This window comes from Microbacterium foliorum, assembly GCF_006385575.1.
Taxonomy (GTDB): Bacteria; Actinomycetota; Actinomycetes; order Actinomycetales; family Microbacteriaceae; genus Microbacterium; species Microbacterium foliorum_B.
In genome coordinates this window covers 901,932-916,560 of record NZ_CP041040.1, presented here as the reverse complement: position 1 = coordinate 916,560, position 14,629 = coordinate 901,932, and the positions used below count along the sequence as shown (strand labels likewise).

13 protein-coding genes are annotated in these 14,629 nt (G+C 68.5%); 2 read left to right on the top strand and 11 right to left on the bottom strand.

The features are described 5' to 3' along the window. Positions 1-20: 20 nt before the first annotated feature. The gene (locus tag FIV50_RS04445; RefSeq protein ID WP_140038629.1) at positions 21-779 is read right to left on the bottom strand and encodes an SURF1 family protein; all 759 of its coding nucleotides are present in this window, start codon (positions 777-779) and stop codon (positions 21-23) included. A gap of 57 nt (positions 780-836) precedes the next feature. Beyond that, positions 837-1,952 carry a GuaB3 family IMP dehydrogenase-related protein gene (locus FIV50_RS04440; RefSeq protein WP_042539210.1) on the bottom strand — a complete coding sequence of 372 codons (1,116 nt, stop codon included), beginning with the start codon at positions 1,950-1,952 and terminating at the stop codon, positions 837-839. Between the two features lie 76 nt (positions 1,953-2,028). Here FIV50_RS04440 and FIV50_RS04435 point away from each other — a divergent pair, with 76 nt between their 5' ends. Continuing rightward, on the top strand, positions 2,029-3,108 hold the full coding sequence (locus FIV50_RS04435; RefSeq protein WP_140036376.1) for an FAD-dependent oxidoreductase: 1,080 nt from the start codon (positions 2,029-2,031) through the stop codon (positions 3,106-3,108). A 1-nt stretch (position 3,109) separates the two neighbouring features. Here FIV50_RS04435 and FIV50_RS04430 read toward each other — a convergent pair whose 3' ends face one another. The 9 genes from FIV50_RS04430 to guaB all read right to left on the bottom strand — a co-directional run bounded on the left by FIV50_RS04430 (position 3,110) and on the right by guaB (position 13,058). Continuing rightward, complete coding sequence (locus FIV50_RS04430) at positions 3,110-4,798, bottom strand: ABC-F family ATP-binding cassette domain-containing protein (protein ID WP_140036375.1); 1,689 nt, start codon at positions 4,796-4,798, stop codon at positions 3,110-3,112. A gap of 68 nt (positions 4,799-4,866) precedes the next feature. Next, positions 4,867-6,651, bottom strand: a complete 1,785-nt coding sequence (locus tag FIV50_RS04425) for a PAS domain-containing sensor histidine kinase (RefSeq protein ID WP_258184412.1) — start codon at positions 6,649-6,651, stop codon at positions 4,867-4,869. Further along, positions 6,648-6,995, bottom strand: coding sequence for a response regulator transcription factor (locus tag FIV50_RS04420; RefSeq protein WP_140036374.1), 348 nt, complete (start codon positions 6,993-6,995; stop codon positions 6,648-6,650). Before FIV50_RS04420 ends, FIV50_RS04425 begins: the two co-directional genes overlap by 4 nt. After that, positions 6,992-7,135 (bottom strand): hypothetical protein, encoded by a 144-nt coding sequence (locus FIV50_RS17635; protein ID WP_181164333.1) that lies wholly within the window; start codon positions 7,133-7,135, stop codon positions 6,992-6,994. Before FIV50_RS17635 ends, FIV50_RS04420 begins: the two co-directional genes overlap by 4 nt. Beyond that, positions 7,132-8,619 (bottom strand): glycosyltransferase family 2 protein, encoded by a 1,488-nt coding sequence (locus FIV50_RS04415; RefSeq protein WP_140038627.1) that lies wholly within the window; start codon positions 8,617-8,619, stop codon positions 7,132-7,134. The genes FIV50_RS17635 and FIV50_RS04415 overlap by 4 nt, the downstream gene beginning before the upstream one ends. Next, positions 8,619-9,332 (bottom strand): PHP domain-containing protein, encoded by a 714-nt coding sequence (locus tag FIV50_RS04410; protein WP_140036373.1) that lies wholly within the window; start codon positions 9,330-9,332, stop codon positions 8,619-8,621. The genes FIV50_RS04415 and FIV50_RS04410 overlap by 1 nt, the downstream gene beginning before the upstream one ends. Beyond that, complete coding sequence (locus tag FIV50_RS04405) at positions 9,329-10,318, bottom strand: ATP-grasp domain-containing protein (protein ID WP_140036372.1); 990 nt, start codon at positions 10,316-10,318, stop codon at positions 9,329-9,331. Before FIV50_RS04405 ends, FIV50_RS04410 begins: the two co-directional genes overlap by 4 nt. Continuing rightward, a complete protein-coding gene (locus tag FIV50_RS04400; protein WP_140038626.1) occupies positions 10,318-11,361 on the bottom strand; it encodes a response regulator in 1,044 nt (347 codons plus the stop codon). The genes FIV50_RS04405 and FIV50_RS04400 overlap by 1 nt, the downstream gene beginning before the upstream one ends. Before the next feature lie 194 nt (positions 11,362-11,555). After that, positions 11,556-13,058, bottom strand: a complete 1,503-nt coding sequence (gene guaB, locus FIV50_RS04395; RefSeq protein ID WP_140036371.1) for an IMP dehydrogenase — start codon at positions 13,056-13,058, stop codon at positions 11,556-11,558. Positions 13,059-13,302: 244 nt separating this feature from the next. Between guaB and FIV50_RS04390 the strand changes: the two genes are divergently transcribed. After that, a complete protein-coding gene (locus FIV50_RS04390; RefSeq protein WP_258184410.1) occupies positions 13,303-14,628 on the top strand; it encodes a branched-chain amino acid ABC transporter permease in 1,326 nt (441 codons plus the stop codon). The last annotated feature ends 1 nt before the right edge of the window (position 14,629 follow it).

Genomic DNA, 14,629 nt, shown 5'->3' with positions numbered 1-14,629 from the left:
CCGCGCGAATGCGGGTCGAGTCAGGCGGGATCGCCGGCTGTGGCCACGGCGTCTTCGAACTCCTCGACCTCTCGCTCCCACTGGTCCTTCGCGAGTCGGTACCAGAGATAGAAGGCGAACCCGGCGAAGATCGCCCACTCGGCGGCATAGAAGATGTTGAGCCAGTTCACCGGCGACTGCTCGTCGGGCGCGGGCGAAGAGATGTCGGTGAGACCTGCGGTCGCGGTGACCGAGGCCAGGTACGGCCGATAGACATCGAGGTCGTCGATGTCATGCCAGTGGCTCAGGAGCGCGGCTGTCGACATCCGGTCCATGCGCTGCGGATCGTCCTTCGGCGGCAGGGAGGGCCCCTCGTCCGAAATGACCCGCCCGACGATCGACACCTCCGCGTCGCCCTCGTTCAGCTCCGCAACCGCCGCATCGGCGACCGCACGGTCGGCCGTCCAGCCGATGGCCACCGCGATCGACGTGCGCTCAGCGACCCGCAGCTGACCGGTCACCCAGTAGCCTTCGACGTCGTCGTTGAAGCGGCTCGCCACGATGAGGAAGTCATCGGGGATCCAGGTCCCCGTCGTCTCGACCTTCTGCCCGACGAGCGGTTCGGGCAGATACTGCCCCGGCTCGACGACGTCGGCCAACGGGCGCACCTGCTCGGTCGCGCCGGCAGGAGGTGGATCCGTCTCTATCGCACGCTCGAGCTGCCATTGGCCGAGCCACGCGAACACACCGGCGACCACCAGGCACAGCACGAGCATCCCGATCCAGCGTCCCCGGAGCATGACCTCGCGAAGCGTGGGCGGGAACAGAGCAGCAGAAGTCACAGCGTCGTGCGTGCCTCAGGCCTCGTAGGGCGCGAGGACGACCTCGACCCGCTGGAACTCCTTGAGGTCGGAGTATCCGGTGGTGGCCATCGACTTGCGGAGCGCCCCGATCAGGTTCGACGTGCCGTCGGCGACGGGGGCAGGACCGTAGAGGATCTCCTCGAGCGTGCCGATGCCGCCGACCTCGACGCGGCGGCCGCGGGGGAGCTTCGGGTGGTGCGCTTCGGGACCCCAGTGGAAGCCGCGACCGGGTGCGTCCGTGGCGCGGGCGAGCGCGACGCCGAGCATGACCGCATCTGCCCCCATCGCGAGCGCCTTGACGATGTCGCCCGACGTTCCGACGCCGCCGTCTGCGATCACGTGCACGTAGCGTCCGCCCGACTCGTCGAGGTAATCACGACGGGCGGCGGCGACGTCCGAGACGGCCGTGGCCATCGGAGCATGGATGCCGAGAGTGGCGCGGGTGGTCGATGCCGCTCCCCCGCCGAATCCGACGAGGACGCCGGCCGCCCCCGTGCGCATCAGGTGCAGTGCCGCGGTGTAGGTGGCGGCTCCGCCGACGATGACGGGGACGTCGAGGTCGTAGATGAACTTCTTGAGGTTGAGCGGTTCGTCGACGCTCGAGACGTGCTCGGCCGACACCGTGGTGCCGCGGATGACGAACAGGTCGACGCCTGCCGCGGCGACGGTGTCGTAGAACTCCTGCGTGCGCTGCGGGGTCAGGGATCCGGCGACGGTCACGCCTGCCTCGCGGATCTCGGCGAGGCGCTGCGTGATGAGCGCCGGCTTGATCGGCTCGGAGTAGAGCTGCTGCATGCGCGCAGTGGCCTCACCCTCGTCGAGCGCGGCGATCTCGGCCAGAAGCGGCTCCGGGTTCTCGTAGCGGGTCCAGAGGCCCTCGAGGTCGAGGACGCCGAGTCCGCCGAGCTGTCCGAGCATGATCGCCGTCTGAGGGCTCACGACGGAGTCCATCGGGGCGCCGAGCACCGGGATGCCGAAGCCGAAGGCGTCGATGGTCCAGGCCGTCGACACATCCTCCGGGTTGCGGGTGCGCCTCGAAGGCACCACCGCGATGTCATCGAACGTGTACGCGCGACGCGCACGCTTGCCTCGGCCGAGCTCGATCTCCATGGTCACCACCCCAGACTACCGGGCGCACGCGATGACGCCGACGGCTGGGAGACTGAGAAGGAGCTCGGGAGGCAATATGTCGGAGGCGATGGAGGTCGCCGTCATCGGCGGAGGCGTGATGGGCCTCGCGACCGCGTGGGAACTCACGCGGCGGGGGCTGAAGCCGGTCGTCTTCGAGCGTTTCGCCCGTGGACACCACCAGGGCGCATCGCACGGCGCGACGCGCAACTTCAACAACGCCTACGACGAAGAGCACTACCTCGACCTGCTCGTGCGCGCGCGCGAGGGGTGGGATGCCCTCGGGCAGGCCGACGGCGAGCCGCTGCTGCGCCTGCACGGCCTGCTCACGTACGGCGATGTCGACCTCATGGCGATCGAGCAGCGCCTGATCGAGCGCGGCATCCACGCCGAGATCCTGACGGCCGGCGAGGCATCATCGCGCTGGTCGGGCATGCGCTTCGGCGATGACGTGCTGTTCTCCCGCGACGCGGGCGTCGCCCGGGCGTCCGCCGCACTGGGCGAGCTCGAGCGCCGCATCGTCGCGGCGGGAGGCGAGGTGCGCTGGGAGACCCCCGTGGCGCGCATCGAGGAGACCGACGAGGGCGTCGACATCGTGCTGGCCGAGGGTCGGGTGCGGGCGGACGTCGCCGTCGTCACGGTCGGTGCCTGGACCGAGCGGATGCTGCCGGGCATCCGCCTGCCTCGTCTGGAGGTCACCGAGGAGTTCCCCGCGCACTTCATGCCCCAGGCCGGATCGACCTGGCCGTCCTTCAACCACTACGTCGACACCGACCGCTATCCCGCCACGGTGTACGGCATGCCGACACCGGGCGAAGGCGTCAAGGTCGGGTTCCATCGGGCGGGCGATGTCGTCGATCCGGACGCCCGTCCGCACGCCGTCACGCACGCGCACGCTCTCGCGGACTACGTGCGCGAATGGCTGCCCGGTCTCGATCCGGCATCCGCGGTGCCGATCAGCTGCACCTACACCTCGACGGACGACAGTGCCTTCGTGCTCGACCGGCGGGGACGGATCGTGGTGGGCGCGGGCTTCTCGGGGCACGGGTTCAAGTTCGCACCGGGCGTGGGTGCGACGCTTGCAGACCTGGCACTCGATCCCTCCGCTCTCGCGGCCGCGCCTTTCCGCCTGCCCTGACTCAGCGCGCCCGTGTCACTCGACGCTCGTCCCACACCGGAGCGTCGGACTCGTAGACCTCGCCGTCCGATCCGAACACGAGGAACCGATCGAACGAGCGCGCGAACCAGCGGTCGTGAGTGACCGCGAGCACGGTTCCCTCGAAGCGCTGCAGCGCGTCTTCGAGCGCCTCGGCCGATTCGATGTCGAGGTTGTCGGTCGGCTCATCGAGCAGCAGCAGCGTCGCGCCCGAGAGCTCGAGCAGCAGCACCTGAAAGCGCGCCTGCTGCCCACCGGAGAGCGATTCGAAGGTCTGCTGCGCCTGGCGCACGAGGCCGTATCGGTCGAGTGCCGAGCTGGCCGCGTCCCTCGGCATCCCTGCCCGCCGTTCGTCGCCTCGGTGCAGGATCTCGAGCAGCGTGCGTCCGACGAACTCCGGATGCGCGTGGGTCTGGGCGAACAGCCCCGGCACGACGCGCGCGCCGAGCGTGGCCCGCCCGCTGTGCTCGACCGGCGAGAGCTGCTCGCCCGTCGAGGTCACGTGACCCAGCGTCGCGTCCGGGTCACTGCCGCCGCGGGCCAGCAGCCGGAGGAAGTGCGACTTGCCCGAGCCGTTCGACCCGAGCACGGCCACCCGATCGCCGTACCAGACCTCGGCATCGAAGGGCCGCATCAGCCCGCTCAGCTCGAGCGCCTGCGCGACCACCGCGCGCTTGCCCGTGCGCGCGCCGCGCAGTCGCATGTCGAAGTCCTGAGCCGGGGGCCGCTCCTCGGGCGGGCCCACCTCCTCGAACTTGCGCAGACGGGTCTGCGCCGCCTGATATCGCGACGCGAATCCGTCGTTCGCCGATGCCTTCACCTTGAGGTTCGCGACGATCGTGCGCAGCTTCTCGTGCTGCTCATCCCACCGGCGGCGGAGCTCGTCGAGCCTGTCCATGCGGTCACTGCGTGCCTGGTGGTACGTCGCGAAGCCGCCGCCGTGCACCCAGGCAGAGGCGCCCGCGCCGCCCGGCTCGAGCGTGATCAGCCGGTCGACCGCCCACGCCAGCAGCTCGCGGTCGTGCGACACCAGAAGAACGGTCTTCGGCGTCTGTCGAAGCTGCTCCTCGAGCCAGCGCTTCGTGGGCACGTCGAGGTAGTTGTCGGGCTCGTCGAGCAGCAGCACCTCGTCGGGCCCGCGCAGCAGCGCCTCCAGGGCGAGCCGCTTCTGCTCGCCACCCGACAGCGTCGTGAGCTCGCGGAAGCGGGCGCGCTCGTACGGCACGCCCAGAGCTGCGACCGTGCACTGGTCCCAGACGGTCTCGTGCTCGTACCCGCCGGCATCCGCGTACTCGGCGATGGCCGTCGCGTAGGCCATCTGGGTGTCGTGCTCGTCTCGTTCGATCAGCGCGTCCTCCGCCGCCTCGAGCGCCTGCGCGGCCTGGCGGATGCGCCGGGGTGCCACCCGCACGAGCAGCTCGTGAACGGTCTGCCCCGGCTCGCCGTGACCGACGAACTGATCCATCACACCGAGTCCGCCGTCGATCGTCACGACACCGGCATCCGCGGCCTGATCACCGCGGATGATGCGGAGCAGCGTCGTCTTGCCCGCGCCGTTGGGCCCGATGAGCGCGCTCGTCGAACCGGCTCCGACCCGGAAGGTCGTCTCGTCCAGCAGCGGCCTGCCGTCAGGAAGGCTCAGCGAGACCCCTGCAACATCTATGTATCCCACCGTGCGTGGCCGTCCTTCCGCCCGCATGGCGAGCCGACCAGGCTATCAGGATCAGGCGCGCGCGGTGATCACGTTCGGCGGCCGACGACCTGGATCGCCTCGGTCCGCGGCGCCGCCGGCAGAACCATCCGGAACTCTGTGCCGACGCCCTCCCTGCTCGTCACGTCCATGCTGCCGCCGTGCGCGAGCACGATGGCACGGGTGATGGTCAGGCCGAGACCGACTCCCGGCACCGCGTTGCGGGTCGCGGTCGACGCGCGGAAGAACCGCGTGAAGAGCATTCCCTGCTCGTCTTCGGGGATGCCCACGCCGGTGTCTCGCACGGCGATCTCGATGCCGCCGTCCACCGAGCGGACACTCGCCGTGACGCGTCCGCGGGCGGCGGTGAACTTGATCGCGTTCGAGAGCAGGTTGTCGAGCGCCTGGCCGATCCGGCCGGCGTCCACCGACAGTCGCACAGGGCCATCCGGCACCTCTGCGATGAGCTCGATCCCCTCGCGCTGGGCATGCGGTCCCGACGAGGCGACGGCGCTGCGCGTGAGCTCGGCGATGTCGACCTCACGGCGCTCGAGCGGGAATCTGCCGGACTCGACTTGAGCCGTGAACAGCAGGTCGCCCACCAGGTTCAGGAGTCTCTGCGCGTTGCGCTCGATGATGTCGACGAACTCCTGCTGATCCGCCGTGAGGGGCTGGGCCGGATCGTTCTGCAGGAGGTCGAGGAATCCGATGATCGCGCTCAACGGTGTCCGCAGCTCGTGCGAGATCATCCCGACGAACTCGTCCTTCATGCGGGCGACCTCGACCGCCCGTGTCTCATCCGTGATCACCAGCAGGTAGCCGTGCCGCGAACCGTCCGAGTCCTGATACGGGGTGACCGTGATGCGGGCGGGAACCGTGGACCCACCCACGGTCGCCACCTCGATGTTCGAGTCCACCGGCAATCCCGCATCCGCGTCGGCGAACAGAGCCCGAATCCCCGGATGCACTTCACCGGCCGTGTGCTCCGCGCCCTCCGGCGCGAACTGCGCGAGCACGGTGGCCTCGAAGAACCGATCGACTCGGACGTCGTCCAGCGCCTCCGGCACCGGCATGCCCAGCAGGCGCACCGCCCCCGGATTCCACGCGGTGATCGTGCCGTCGTTGTCCGTGGCGATCACGGCCTGGCCGGTGATCGAGTTCCACAGGGCGGTGAAGGACTCCGACAGCGCGCGGTACTGCTGCTCACTCGACTTCAGCTGCTCGAGGATCTCCTCGTTGGCCGCGAGAGCCGCCGTGCGCTCGACGACGTGGGCCTCGGCCTGGCTCGTGCGAAGACGCTGTTGGCGCGACAGCTCGTTGACGATGGCCCCCACCGTCGCGAAGACCAACGGACCGATCACACCGCGCAGCCAGTCGGCCGGGTCGTCGGGTGGATCGGCGATGTTCGGCATCACGAGCGCGACAGACGAGAGCACCGCCACGATGACGACCTGCCTGCGCCCCGGTGCCGCCGCGATCCAGATCACGGGCAGGAGGACGAAAGACGAGAAGAGCGACGCCGGCCCGCCGGTGCCGGTCCTGATGGCACCCAACGCGACGATGTCGATCATCGGGATGAGCATCACGACCCAGCCCTCGTACACCCCCCGAGCCGAGAGCGCGGCGGCGAGTGCCGTCACTGCGGCGATGGTGACGAGACCGAAGACCGCGAAGGCCGTATCGGTCACGGGGATCCCCGGAACCGCCCACATGAGCACCGCCGCGACGGCGACCGCGATCGCCGTCGGCCCCTGCTTCATCAGCGGCGTCGGGTTGTCGAGGTAGCGGCGCCATCCTCGTTCCATCGACTGCTGCACGGTGCTGGTCGGCGTCATCGTGTCACATCTCGTAGGAGCGCTCGCAGATCCGCACCGATGATCGGCTTGGGCAGCGCGGCGTCGGCGTCGGGGTAGTCGGCGACGTCGAGCACCGAGCTCACGATGAGGAAGCAGTCCGGGAAGCGAACCCTGATGAGACGCGCCAACTCGGTGCCGCTGATGCCGGGGAGCAGCAGGTCGAGCACGGCGACGGCGGGAGAGATCGTCTCGAACGCGGCGATCGCCGATTCGCCGTCCGCCGCCGCGAAGACGTCGAACCCCTCGCGATCGAGATAGCGCTTCAGCAGAGCCGCCTGATCTGCGCTGTCCTCGACCACGAGGGCCAGCGGCCTCCCGGTCATCGCAGGAACAGCTCTCGCACGATCACGATGACGACGACGACGCCCAGAGCGAGAAGCGCCTGCGGGATCAGGAGCTTCTCGCGACGCGCGTCGGCGGCGATCTCCTCCTCCTCGGTGCTTCTCGAAGGTGCTTCGGTCATGAGTCGACCCGTCCGATCTTCTCGGTCTTGATCCATGCGGCGTCGGCGTGGCGCCACTCCTTGATGTACGAATCCACGGTGATGGCGCACAGCAGCGAGCCGTACCCGCAGACGTAGAGCAGGAGGCCGGCGAAGAAGCGTCCTCCCGGCAGGCGCTCCACCGCGCGGGCGAGCCAGATGCCGAGCATCGAGATCGGCCCCCACAGATAGAAGACGACGGCCCAGGCGAACCGGGTCTCGTCAGTGACGGCGAGGCCGAGATTGTTCAGCCCCTCCTCGAACAGCCACGGGAACAGGGCGATCGCCATGAGGATCAGCGCGCCGAGCCCCGGGAACATCAGCGCCTCGCGCCAGGATTGCCGACCGATGCGCCCGTCGAGCTGCACCGCGTACAGCATCGAGAACAGATAGATGCAGGCCGCGGAGATCCACATGAAACGGAAGACGAACTCCGCGATCTCGCTGTGCAGGATGAGCAGCACGAGCAGAGCGGTGGCGGCGAGGAGCATGAAGGCCGGCAGCAGCAGGATGGTGAACCATGCGAGACCGAATGCGAAGCTGCCCAGGTTGTGCGCCCGGCTGGGGCGGAACCACAGATGGCGGTAGATCGAGGTCAGCTGCACGTTGCCGCGGGCCCACCGCAGGCGCTGCTTCCACAGACTGTCGATCGTGCGGGGCTCCTCCGCCAGCACGACCGCGTGGGGTTCGAAGACCATGCGGCGTCCTGCCAGCTGGCCCTCGAACGTCGTCATCGTGTCCTCGGCGAGCGTGCCCGTCGGGATACGACCGCCGATGGCCTCGAGGTTCGCGCGCGAATGCAGCTGGGCACCCCCGGCCAGGCATGCGATCGCTCCCCCGACGTTCTGGGTGCGACGGGCCGAGAGCTGCCCGATCACGTACTCGATCGCGATGAACCGGGTGAGGTAGTTGCGGTCGCGACTGCCCTCGGCGATGTAGGCGGTGACGGCCCCGACCTTCTCGTCGGCCAGGTGTCGGCTCATCTTGCGCAGCGAATCCCGCGCGAAGATCACATCGGCGTCCATGATCAGCACCGCTTCGGTCCACTCGTCAGCGAGCACGATGTCGAGTCCGTGGTTGAGTGTGTGCGCTTTGCCCTCGCCGCCCTTGTCGCGTCGCAGGTGCGTCACGCGCCCGGGGAACGCGGCAGCCTTCGATGCGACCACCTCGGGTGTGTCGTCGGTCGATGCGTCGTCGATCACGAAGATCCGCAGGCGGTCGGCCGGGTACTCGAGCTGCATCAGACGCTCGATCGCCTGCCCCAGGACCAGTCCCTCATTCCAGGCCGGGATCAGCACGGCGACGCGCGGATGGTGGGGCGCGGCCCGGCCGTAGTGGTTCCGGAAGGAGTGGATCGGCAGAACGAGGAACTGCAGCCCCGTGTTGATCACCGGAAGGGTCCCGACGAGCACGCACACGAGGAGGATCACGACGACGACGGTCTCGAGCCAGCTCAGATCGACCATCAGTGAGACCTCCATCCGTCGAGGATCTCGGCCACGCGCGAATAGCGTCCGACGTCGGAGGCCACATGACTGTCGGTCGACGCGACGATCTCGGCGCCGGCGCGGTGCAGCGCGTCGAGAAGCGGGATGCCGGGGCACCCCCACTTCTCGTTCACCTCGACGATCGTGTCGGTCTCGGCCGCCGTCGTCGCCCAGGCCGAGACGCGCTCGGCACCGAGGTCGTCCTCCGAGAGCCCGATCTTCGGCAGGATCGAGAAGCAGTGCGCCAGCTGGTTCCCAGGGTGACGTCGCATGGCCGCGATCAGCGCGGAGACCAGCTGATCCAGCGCGTCCTCCGGTGCCCAGCCGCCCTCGATCCGCTCTCGCACGACGCTCGGACCGAGCGGCCCGTCGATGCCGGGGAACTGATGGTCGGCGATCAGGATGCGGTCGATCCCGGTGGGCAGCTCGGGGATGTCGAGATCGCCCGAGGCAGTGAGGACCTTCGCCTCGACACCGGTCAGCACGGTGAGGCCGTCGGGCACGCGCAGCGCGCGCACCGCGGCGAGGTAGTCGGGCACCCACGGCGTCGACTGCCGAACGTGGTCGACCAGGCGCACGGTCGTGAGCCCCGCTGCCGAGGCCGCTGCGACGTTCTCGGCGAGAGTCGACACCGCGTCATCCGAGAACGTCGAATGCACGTGGTGATCGCCTCGGAGCAGCGCGTGGATCACAGTTCCTCCTGATGCCCCGCGTGCGCCGAGACGAGGACCTCGTCGACCTCGAGGATCACGTCTTCGAGGAACCGAACCGTCGCGACCTCGCGGAAGGGGATCTTCGACGGGATCTCCCGGCCGAGGAACAGATCGGCGACGAGTGAGGGGATGTCGACCCCTGCGGCGATCGTGAGCGGAAGAGCACCGGGGAACCGGGGATTCACCTCGAGGAGAACGGCCCGCCCGGCTCGATCGCGCCGCAGCTGCACGTTGGCGACGCCCACGAGACCGATGGCCCGAGCGATCGACGCCGCGGCGCTCTCGAGCTCGTCGTCGTGCACCGTGCGTCCGGCGATCGCGACACCCGAGTCGACCCTGGCACGGGTCCGGGGCACGGCAGCCACCACCGAGCCAGAGGCGTCTGCGATCACATCGACCGAGTACTCCTCGCCGGGGAGGAAGTCCTGCACGATGAGGCCCTCATCCTCGGGCAGCGCTTCGAGCGCCGCCCGGTCGGGAACGAGGCGCACGCCACGGCTGCCCGCGCCCTGGCGGGGCTTGGCGAAGGCCGGGAACTCCCAGTCGACTGCCAGAGCGTCGGGGCCCGCGAGCACGGTGCGCGGCGTGAGTCCCGTCGCCTCGCAGCGCTCGGCGAGCAGCAGCTTGTCGAGTGCCACGGACAGCGTGTCCTGCGAGGGCGCGGCGAGCACTGCCGGGGCCAGCTCGTCGCGTCGGCCGGCGAGTGCCGCGAGCTCGACATCGACCGTGGAGATCACGAGGTCGAGGCGATCATCCTCGACCATGCGGGCGATCGTCGAGACGAAGTCCTCGTCGCGCCCAGGTGGCACGAGTCGCCGGTGCGTCGGCGGCACGAGGTAGATCCCGCTGGCCCAGCCGTCCATGTCGGCTGCGAAGACCTCGAGGTCGGATCGGCCCAGGAGAGAGCGGATCACCGCCACACCGGCAGGGCCCCCTGCACCGGTCACCAGCACGCGCGCGGTCATCAGCTCTCCTTTCGAGTGAGTTCGTGGGCGCCGATGAACTCGGCGGTCTCGCGCACGACCTCGAGCGGCTCGACGGCCGCTCCCCCGCCGAAACGCGACCAGTATCGAGCGGTGGCCGTCACGAAGTCGGGTTCGAGGTAATCGCGGGTAGCCGTCTGCGAACCGAAGCACTCGAGCAGTCTCAGCTTCTGGTCGAGGTACTGGTCGATGCGCACGAACCGCGTCGGCCGGAAGTCGATCGTTGCCGAGGGGCTCTGGTAGCAGGCGACTGTGCCCACCCGGCGGGTCGCGGCGATGGTCGCCTCGCTCACCGCGCGGTGGTCCTGATGGCGATCGTTCGACGAGTGCGTGTACACGATGGTCGGCTGCACCTCCTGGACGACCTCCTCGATCAGCCGCACCGTGGTGCCGCCGCCCGAGATCTCGGTGTCGATGAGGTCTTTGACGAACAGCCGCGCGCCGAGGATCTCGGCCGACGCGAGCGACTCGTGCTGTCGGCTGTCGGCGTCTCCGCCCCGAGCACCGCGCGAGAGGGTGAGGATGGTGATCGAATCGCCGGCCTGGGCGTGCGCCGCGAGGATTCCGCCGACGCCGATCTCGACGTCGTCGGGGTGCGCGCCGATCGCGAGCACGACCTCCTTGGTGCGGCCCGCTTCACGTCGCACTCGACCCTCGGTCGCGAGCCGCAGCACTGCCTCGACGAGCTTCCCGTTGTCGAGCGGCTTCGTGAGGAACTCGTCGGCCTGCGCGCGCAGGGCCGACACCGCGTACTCGACCGAGACATGCGCGGTCATCACGATCACGGGCAGCAGCGGATCATCGCGACGCAGCGCTGCCAGCAGCTCGAGGCCGTCGAGACCTGGCATCTCGATGTCGGTGACGACCACGTCGGGGGTGAAGGTCTCGAGTGCCGCGACGGCGGCGTGGCCGTCGTGCGCGACCGAGACCTCGCACCCGGCCCGCCTCTCCAGCACGGTCTTCACGAGCAGGGCGACGTCAGGGTCGTCATCGACGACGAGGACGCGGGGAGCATCCTGGGGCATATCTGCGGCTCTCATTGGGGAAGTCCCCTGCCGATCAGCGTCCGGCATGTCACTCCCTGCGCCCTTCGCGCGGAGAGCTCGAGGGGAAGTCGAGCGGGTGTCTCTAAATACTGGCATACCAATAGACCGCATCGACCGCGCAGCACGACAGAGGGCCGGATGCTGTCGCATCCGGCCCTCTGTCTGTCTCTGTCTCAGCGCTTGTAGTTCGGCGCTTCAACCACGATCTGCACATCGTGCGGGTGCGACTCCTTGAGCCCGGCCGCGGTGATGCGCACGAACTTGCCGCGCTGCTTGAGCTCCTCGATGGTGCGAGCGCCGACGTAGAACATCGACTGGCGCAGTCCGCCGACGAGCTGGTAGGCGACGGCGCCGACCGGGCCGCGATACGGCACCTGACCCTCGATGCCCTCGGGGATCAGCTTGTCGTCGCTCGGCACGTCGGCCTGGAAGTAGCGGTCCTTCGAGTACGAGGTCTGCTTGCCACGGGTCTGCATGGCTCCGAGGGAGCCCATGCCGCGGTACTGCTTGAACTGCTTGCCCGACTGGAACACGATCTCGCCCGGCGACTCGTCGGTGCCGGCGAGCAGCGAGCCGAGCATCACGGCGTCGGCACCGGCGACGAGCGCCTTGGCGATGTCGCCCGAGTACTGCAGCCCGCCGTCGGCGATCACCGGCACACCGGCGGGGCGCGCGGCAAGCGAAGCCTCGTACACGGCGGTGACCTGGGGCACTCCGACGCCCGCCACGACGCGAGTGGTGCAGATCGAGCCGGGACCCACGCCGACCTTGACGGCGTCGACTCCCGCGTCGACGAGCGCCTGAGCGCCCTCGCGAGTCGCGACGTTGCCGCCGATCACGTCGATGTGCGCGAAGCTCTCGTCGGCCTTGAGCCGCTTGACGAGGTCGATCACACCCTGAGACTGGCCGTTGGCCGTGTCGACCACGAGCACGTCGACGCCGGCGTCGCGCAGCGCTTCGGCGCGCTCCCAGGCGTCTCCGAAGAAGCCGATGGCCGCACCGACGCGCAGGCGACCCTGGTCGTCCTTCGTGGCCAGCGGATACTTCTCGCTCTTGTCGAAGTCCTTGATGGTGATGAGGCCCGCGAGCTTGCCGTCTTCATCGATGAGCGGCAGCTTCTCGACACGGTGATGCGCGAAGAGGGCGATGACCTCGCCTGCGGCGACGCCCACCGGTGCGGTGACGAGTCCCTCCGACGTCATGACGTCCTTCACGAAGGTGGTCTGACGCTCGAAGCCCGAGACGAAGCGCATGTCGCGGTTCGTGATGATGCCCACGAGGCGTCCGTCGGCGTCGACGACCGGAAGGCCGGAGATGCGGTACTTGGCGCAGAGCGCGTCGACCTCTTCGACGGTCGCGTCCGGCGTCGTCGTGATCGGATCGGTGATCATGCCCGACTCGCTGCGCTTGACGCGGTCGACGTGCGCGGCCTGGTCGGCGATCGAGAGGTTGCGGTGCAGGATGCCGATGCCGCCCTCTCGTGCCATCGCGATGGCCATCCGAGACTCGGTGACGGTGTCCATCGCGCTGGACAGCAGCGGTGTCGCGACCGAGATCCGGCGAGTGATCCGCGACGAGGTGTCGGCCTCGCTCGGGATGACGTCGGTGTGCCCCGGGAGGAGCAGCACATCGTCGTACGTGAGTCCGACGAAGCCGAAGGGGTCGTGCTGGTCCATGGATTGTCCTCCTGCGGGGGCGATCTGGGGGCGAGGGTGTACCAATTCTAAGCGCCGGACCCGCGATTTCATTCCGCAGGCGATAGGGTGGCGACGCGAGCGGCGACGGCGACGGCGACTCAAGACCCGCATAGTTATCGACCCGAGACCTGCCGGTGTGGTGGTTGAAACAGAACCGACACATTACGCTCGTACCGTCTACATCAATGCTGATGCATGACCTATGGAATGGACTGGAGGCTCTGTGAGTCCGACCTTCTCGACCACGAGACGCGTGGCCCCTTGGGCGGCGACTCTCGTCGGTCTTCTCCTCGCAGCCGTGATGGTGCTGTTCGGTGCGCCGAGCGGAGCGCATGCTTCCGCACCGGACGTTCCTGGCAGCGACCAGGAACAGACGGACTTCTACTTCTCGGGCGTGATCACGCTCGACGACGCTCCCATACCGGACGTCACCGTGACGATCGAAGGCAACGGTTTCGACGCCGAGACCGTGACCGACGCCGACGGGCGCTGGCGTCTCTACGTGCCTGAGAAGGAGGCATACACCCTCACTGTGGACGAGTCCACACTGCCGGACGGCGTGATCGTCGAAGGCGAGTCCGCGTCTCAGGAGGTCGAGTTCGGACTCACCGGGTCGAAGGTGATCAACCTCTTCCTCGGAGAGGGAGTCCGTGAGACGACGTCGTTCGCCGACCAGGTGGTCGAACGCATCATCAACGGGCTGAACTTCGGTCTGCTCCTCGCTCTGGCCGCGATCGGCGTCTCGCTCATCTACGGAACGACAGGTCTCACGAACTTCGCACACGCCGAGATGGTCACCTTCGGCGCGATCATGGCCGTACTGGTGGGTGTCACCTTCGCCGTGCCGATGTGGCTGACGATTCCGGTGGTCGTCGTGGTCGGCGCGGCATTCGGATGGGCGTTGGACGCCGGTCTCTGGCGTCCACTCCGTCGCAAGGGCATCGGCCTCGTTCCGCTGATGATCGTGAGCATCGGGCTCTCCCTCGCCATCCGCTACACGTTCCAGTTCTTCCTCGGCGGATCCACCACGCAGCTCCCCGGAGCGGATTCCCCGAAGATCCAGATCCTCGGGGCCATCCGGCTCTCCCCTGTCAGCATGATGTCGATGGGAATCAGCATCGTCGTCCTCGTCGGTGTCGCCTTCTGGCTGGTGAAGACCCGAGTGGGCAAGGCGACCAGAGCGATCTCGGACAACCCCGGTCTCGCGGCGGCGTCGGGCATCGACGTCGATCGCGTCGTGCGGATCGTCTGGATGCTGTCCGCGTCGCTCGCTGCACTCGGTGGCATCCTCTGGGGCTACTTCCGACCGGGAGTGCGCTGGGACATGGGCGTGCATATCCTGCTGCTCATCTTCGCGGCGGTGACGCTCGGTGGTCTCGGCACGGCGTTCGGAGCGCTGGTCGGTGCGATCATCGTCGGACTCCTCGTCGAGGTCTCCACTCTGTGGCTACCGTCCGACCTCAAGTACGTGGGTGCCCTCGCGGTGCTCATCCTCATTCTGCTCGTGAGGCCTCAGGGAATCCTGGGCCGTAAAGAGAGACTCGGTTAGG

Bases quoted from the DNA above. Each gene is read 5' to 3' on its own strand.
- FIV50_RS04445 (WP_140038629.1), bottom strand. From the start codon at position 779: ATGCTCCGGGGACGCTGGATCGGGATGCTCGTGCTGTGCCTGGTGGTC.
- FIV50_RS04440 (WP_042539210.1), bottom strand. From the start codon at position 1,952: ATGGAGATCGAGCTCGGCCGAGGCAAGCGTGCGCGTCGCGCGTACACG.
- FIV50_RS04435 (WP_140036376.1), top strand. From the start codon at position 2,029: ATGTCGGAGGCGATGGAGGTCGCCGTCATCGGCGGAGGCGTGATGGGC.
- FIV50_RS04425 (WP_258184412.1), bottom strand. From the start codon at position 6,651: ATGACGCCGACCAGCACCGTGCAGCAGTCGATGGAACGAGGATGGCGC.
- FIV50_RS04420 (WP_140036374.1), bottom strand. From the start codon at position 6,995: ATGACCGGGAGGCCGCTGGCCCTCGTGGTCGAGGACAGCGCAGATCAG.
- FIV50_RS17635 (WP_181164333.1), bottom strand. From the start codon at position 7,135: ATGACCGAAGCACCTTCGAGAAGCACCGAGGAGGAGGAGATCGCCGCC.
- FIV50_RS04415 (WP_140038627.1), bottom strand. From the start codon at position 8,619: ATGGTCGATCTGAGCTGGCTCGAGACCGTCGTCGTCGTGATCCTCCTC.
- FIV50_RS04405 (WP_140036372.1), bottom strand. From the start codon at position 10,318: ATGACCGCGCGCGTGCTGGTGACCGGTGCAGGGGGCCCTGCCGGTGTG.
- FIV50_RS04400 (WP_140038626.1), bottom strand. From the start codon at position 11,361: ATGCCCCAGGATGCTCCCCGCGTCCTCGTCGTCGATGACGACCCTGAC.
- guaB (WP_140036371.1), bottom strand. From the start codon at position 13,058: ATGGACCAGCACGACCCCTTCGGCTTCGTCGGACTCACGTACGACGAT.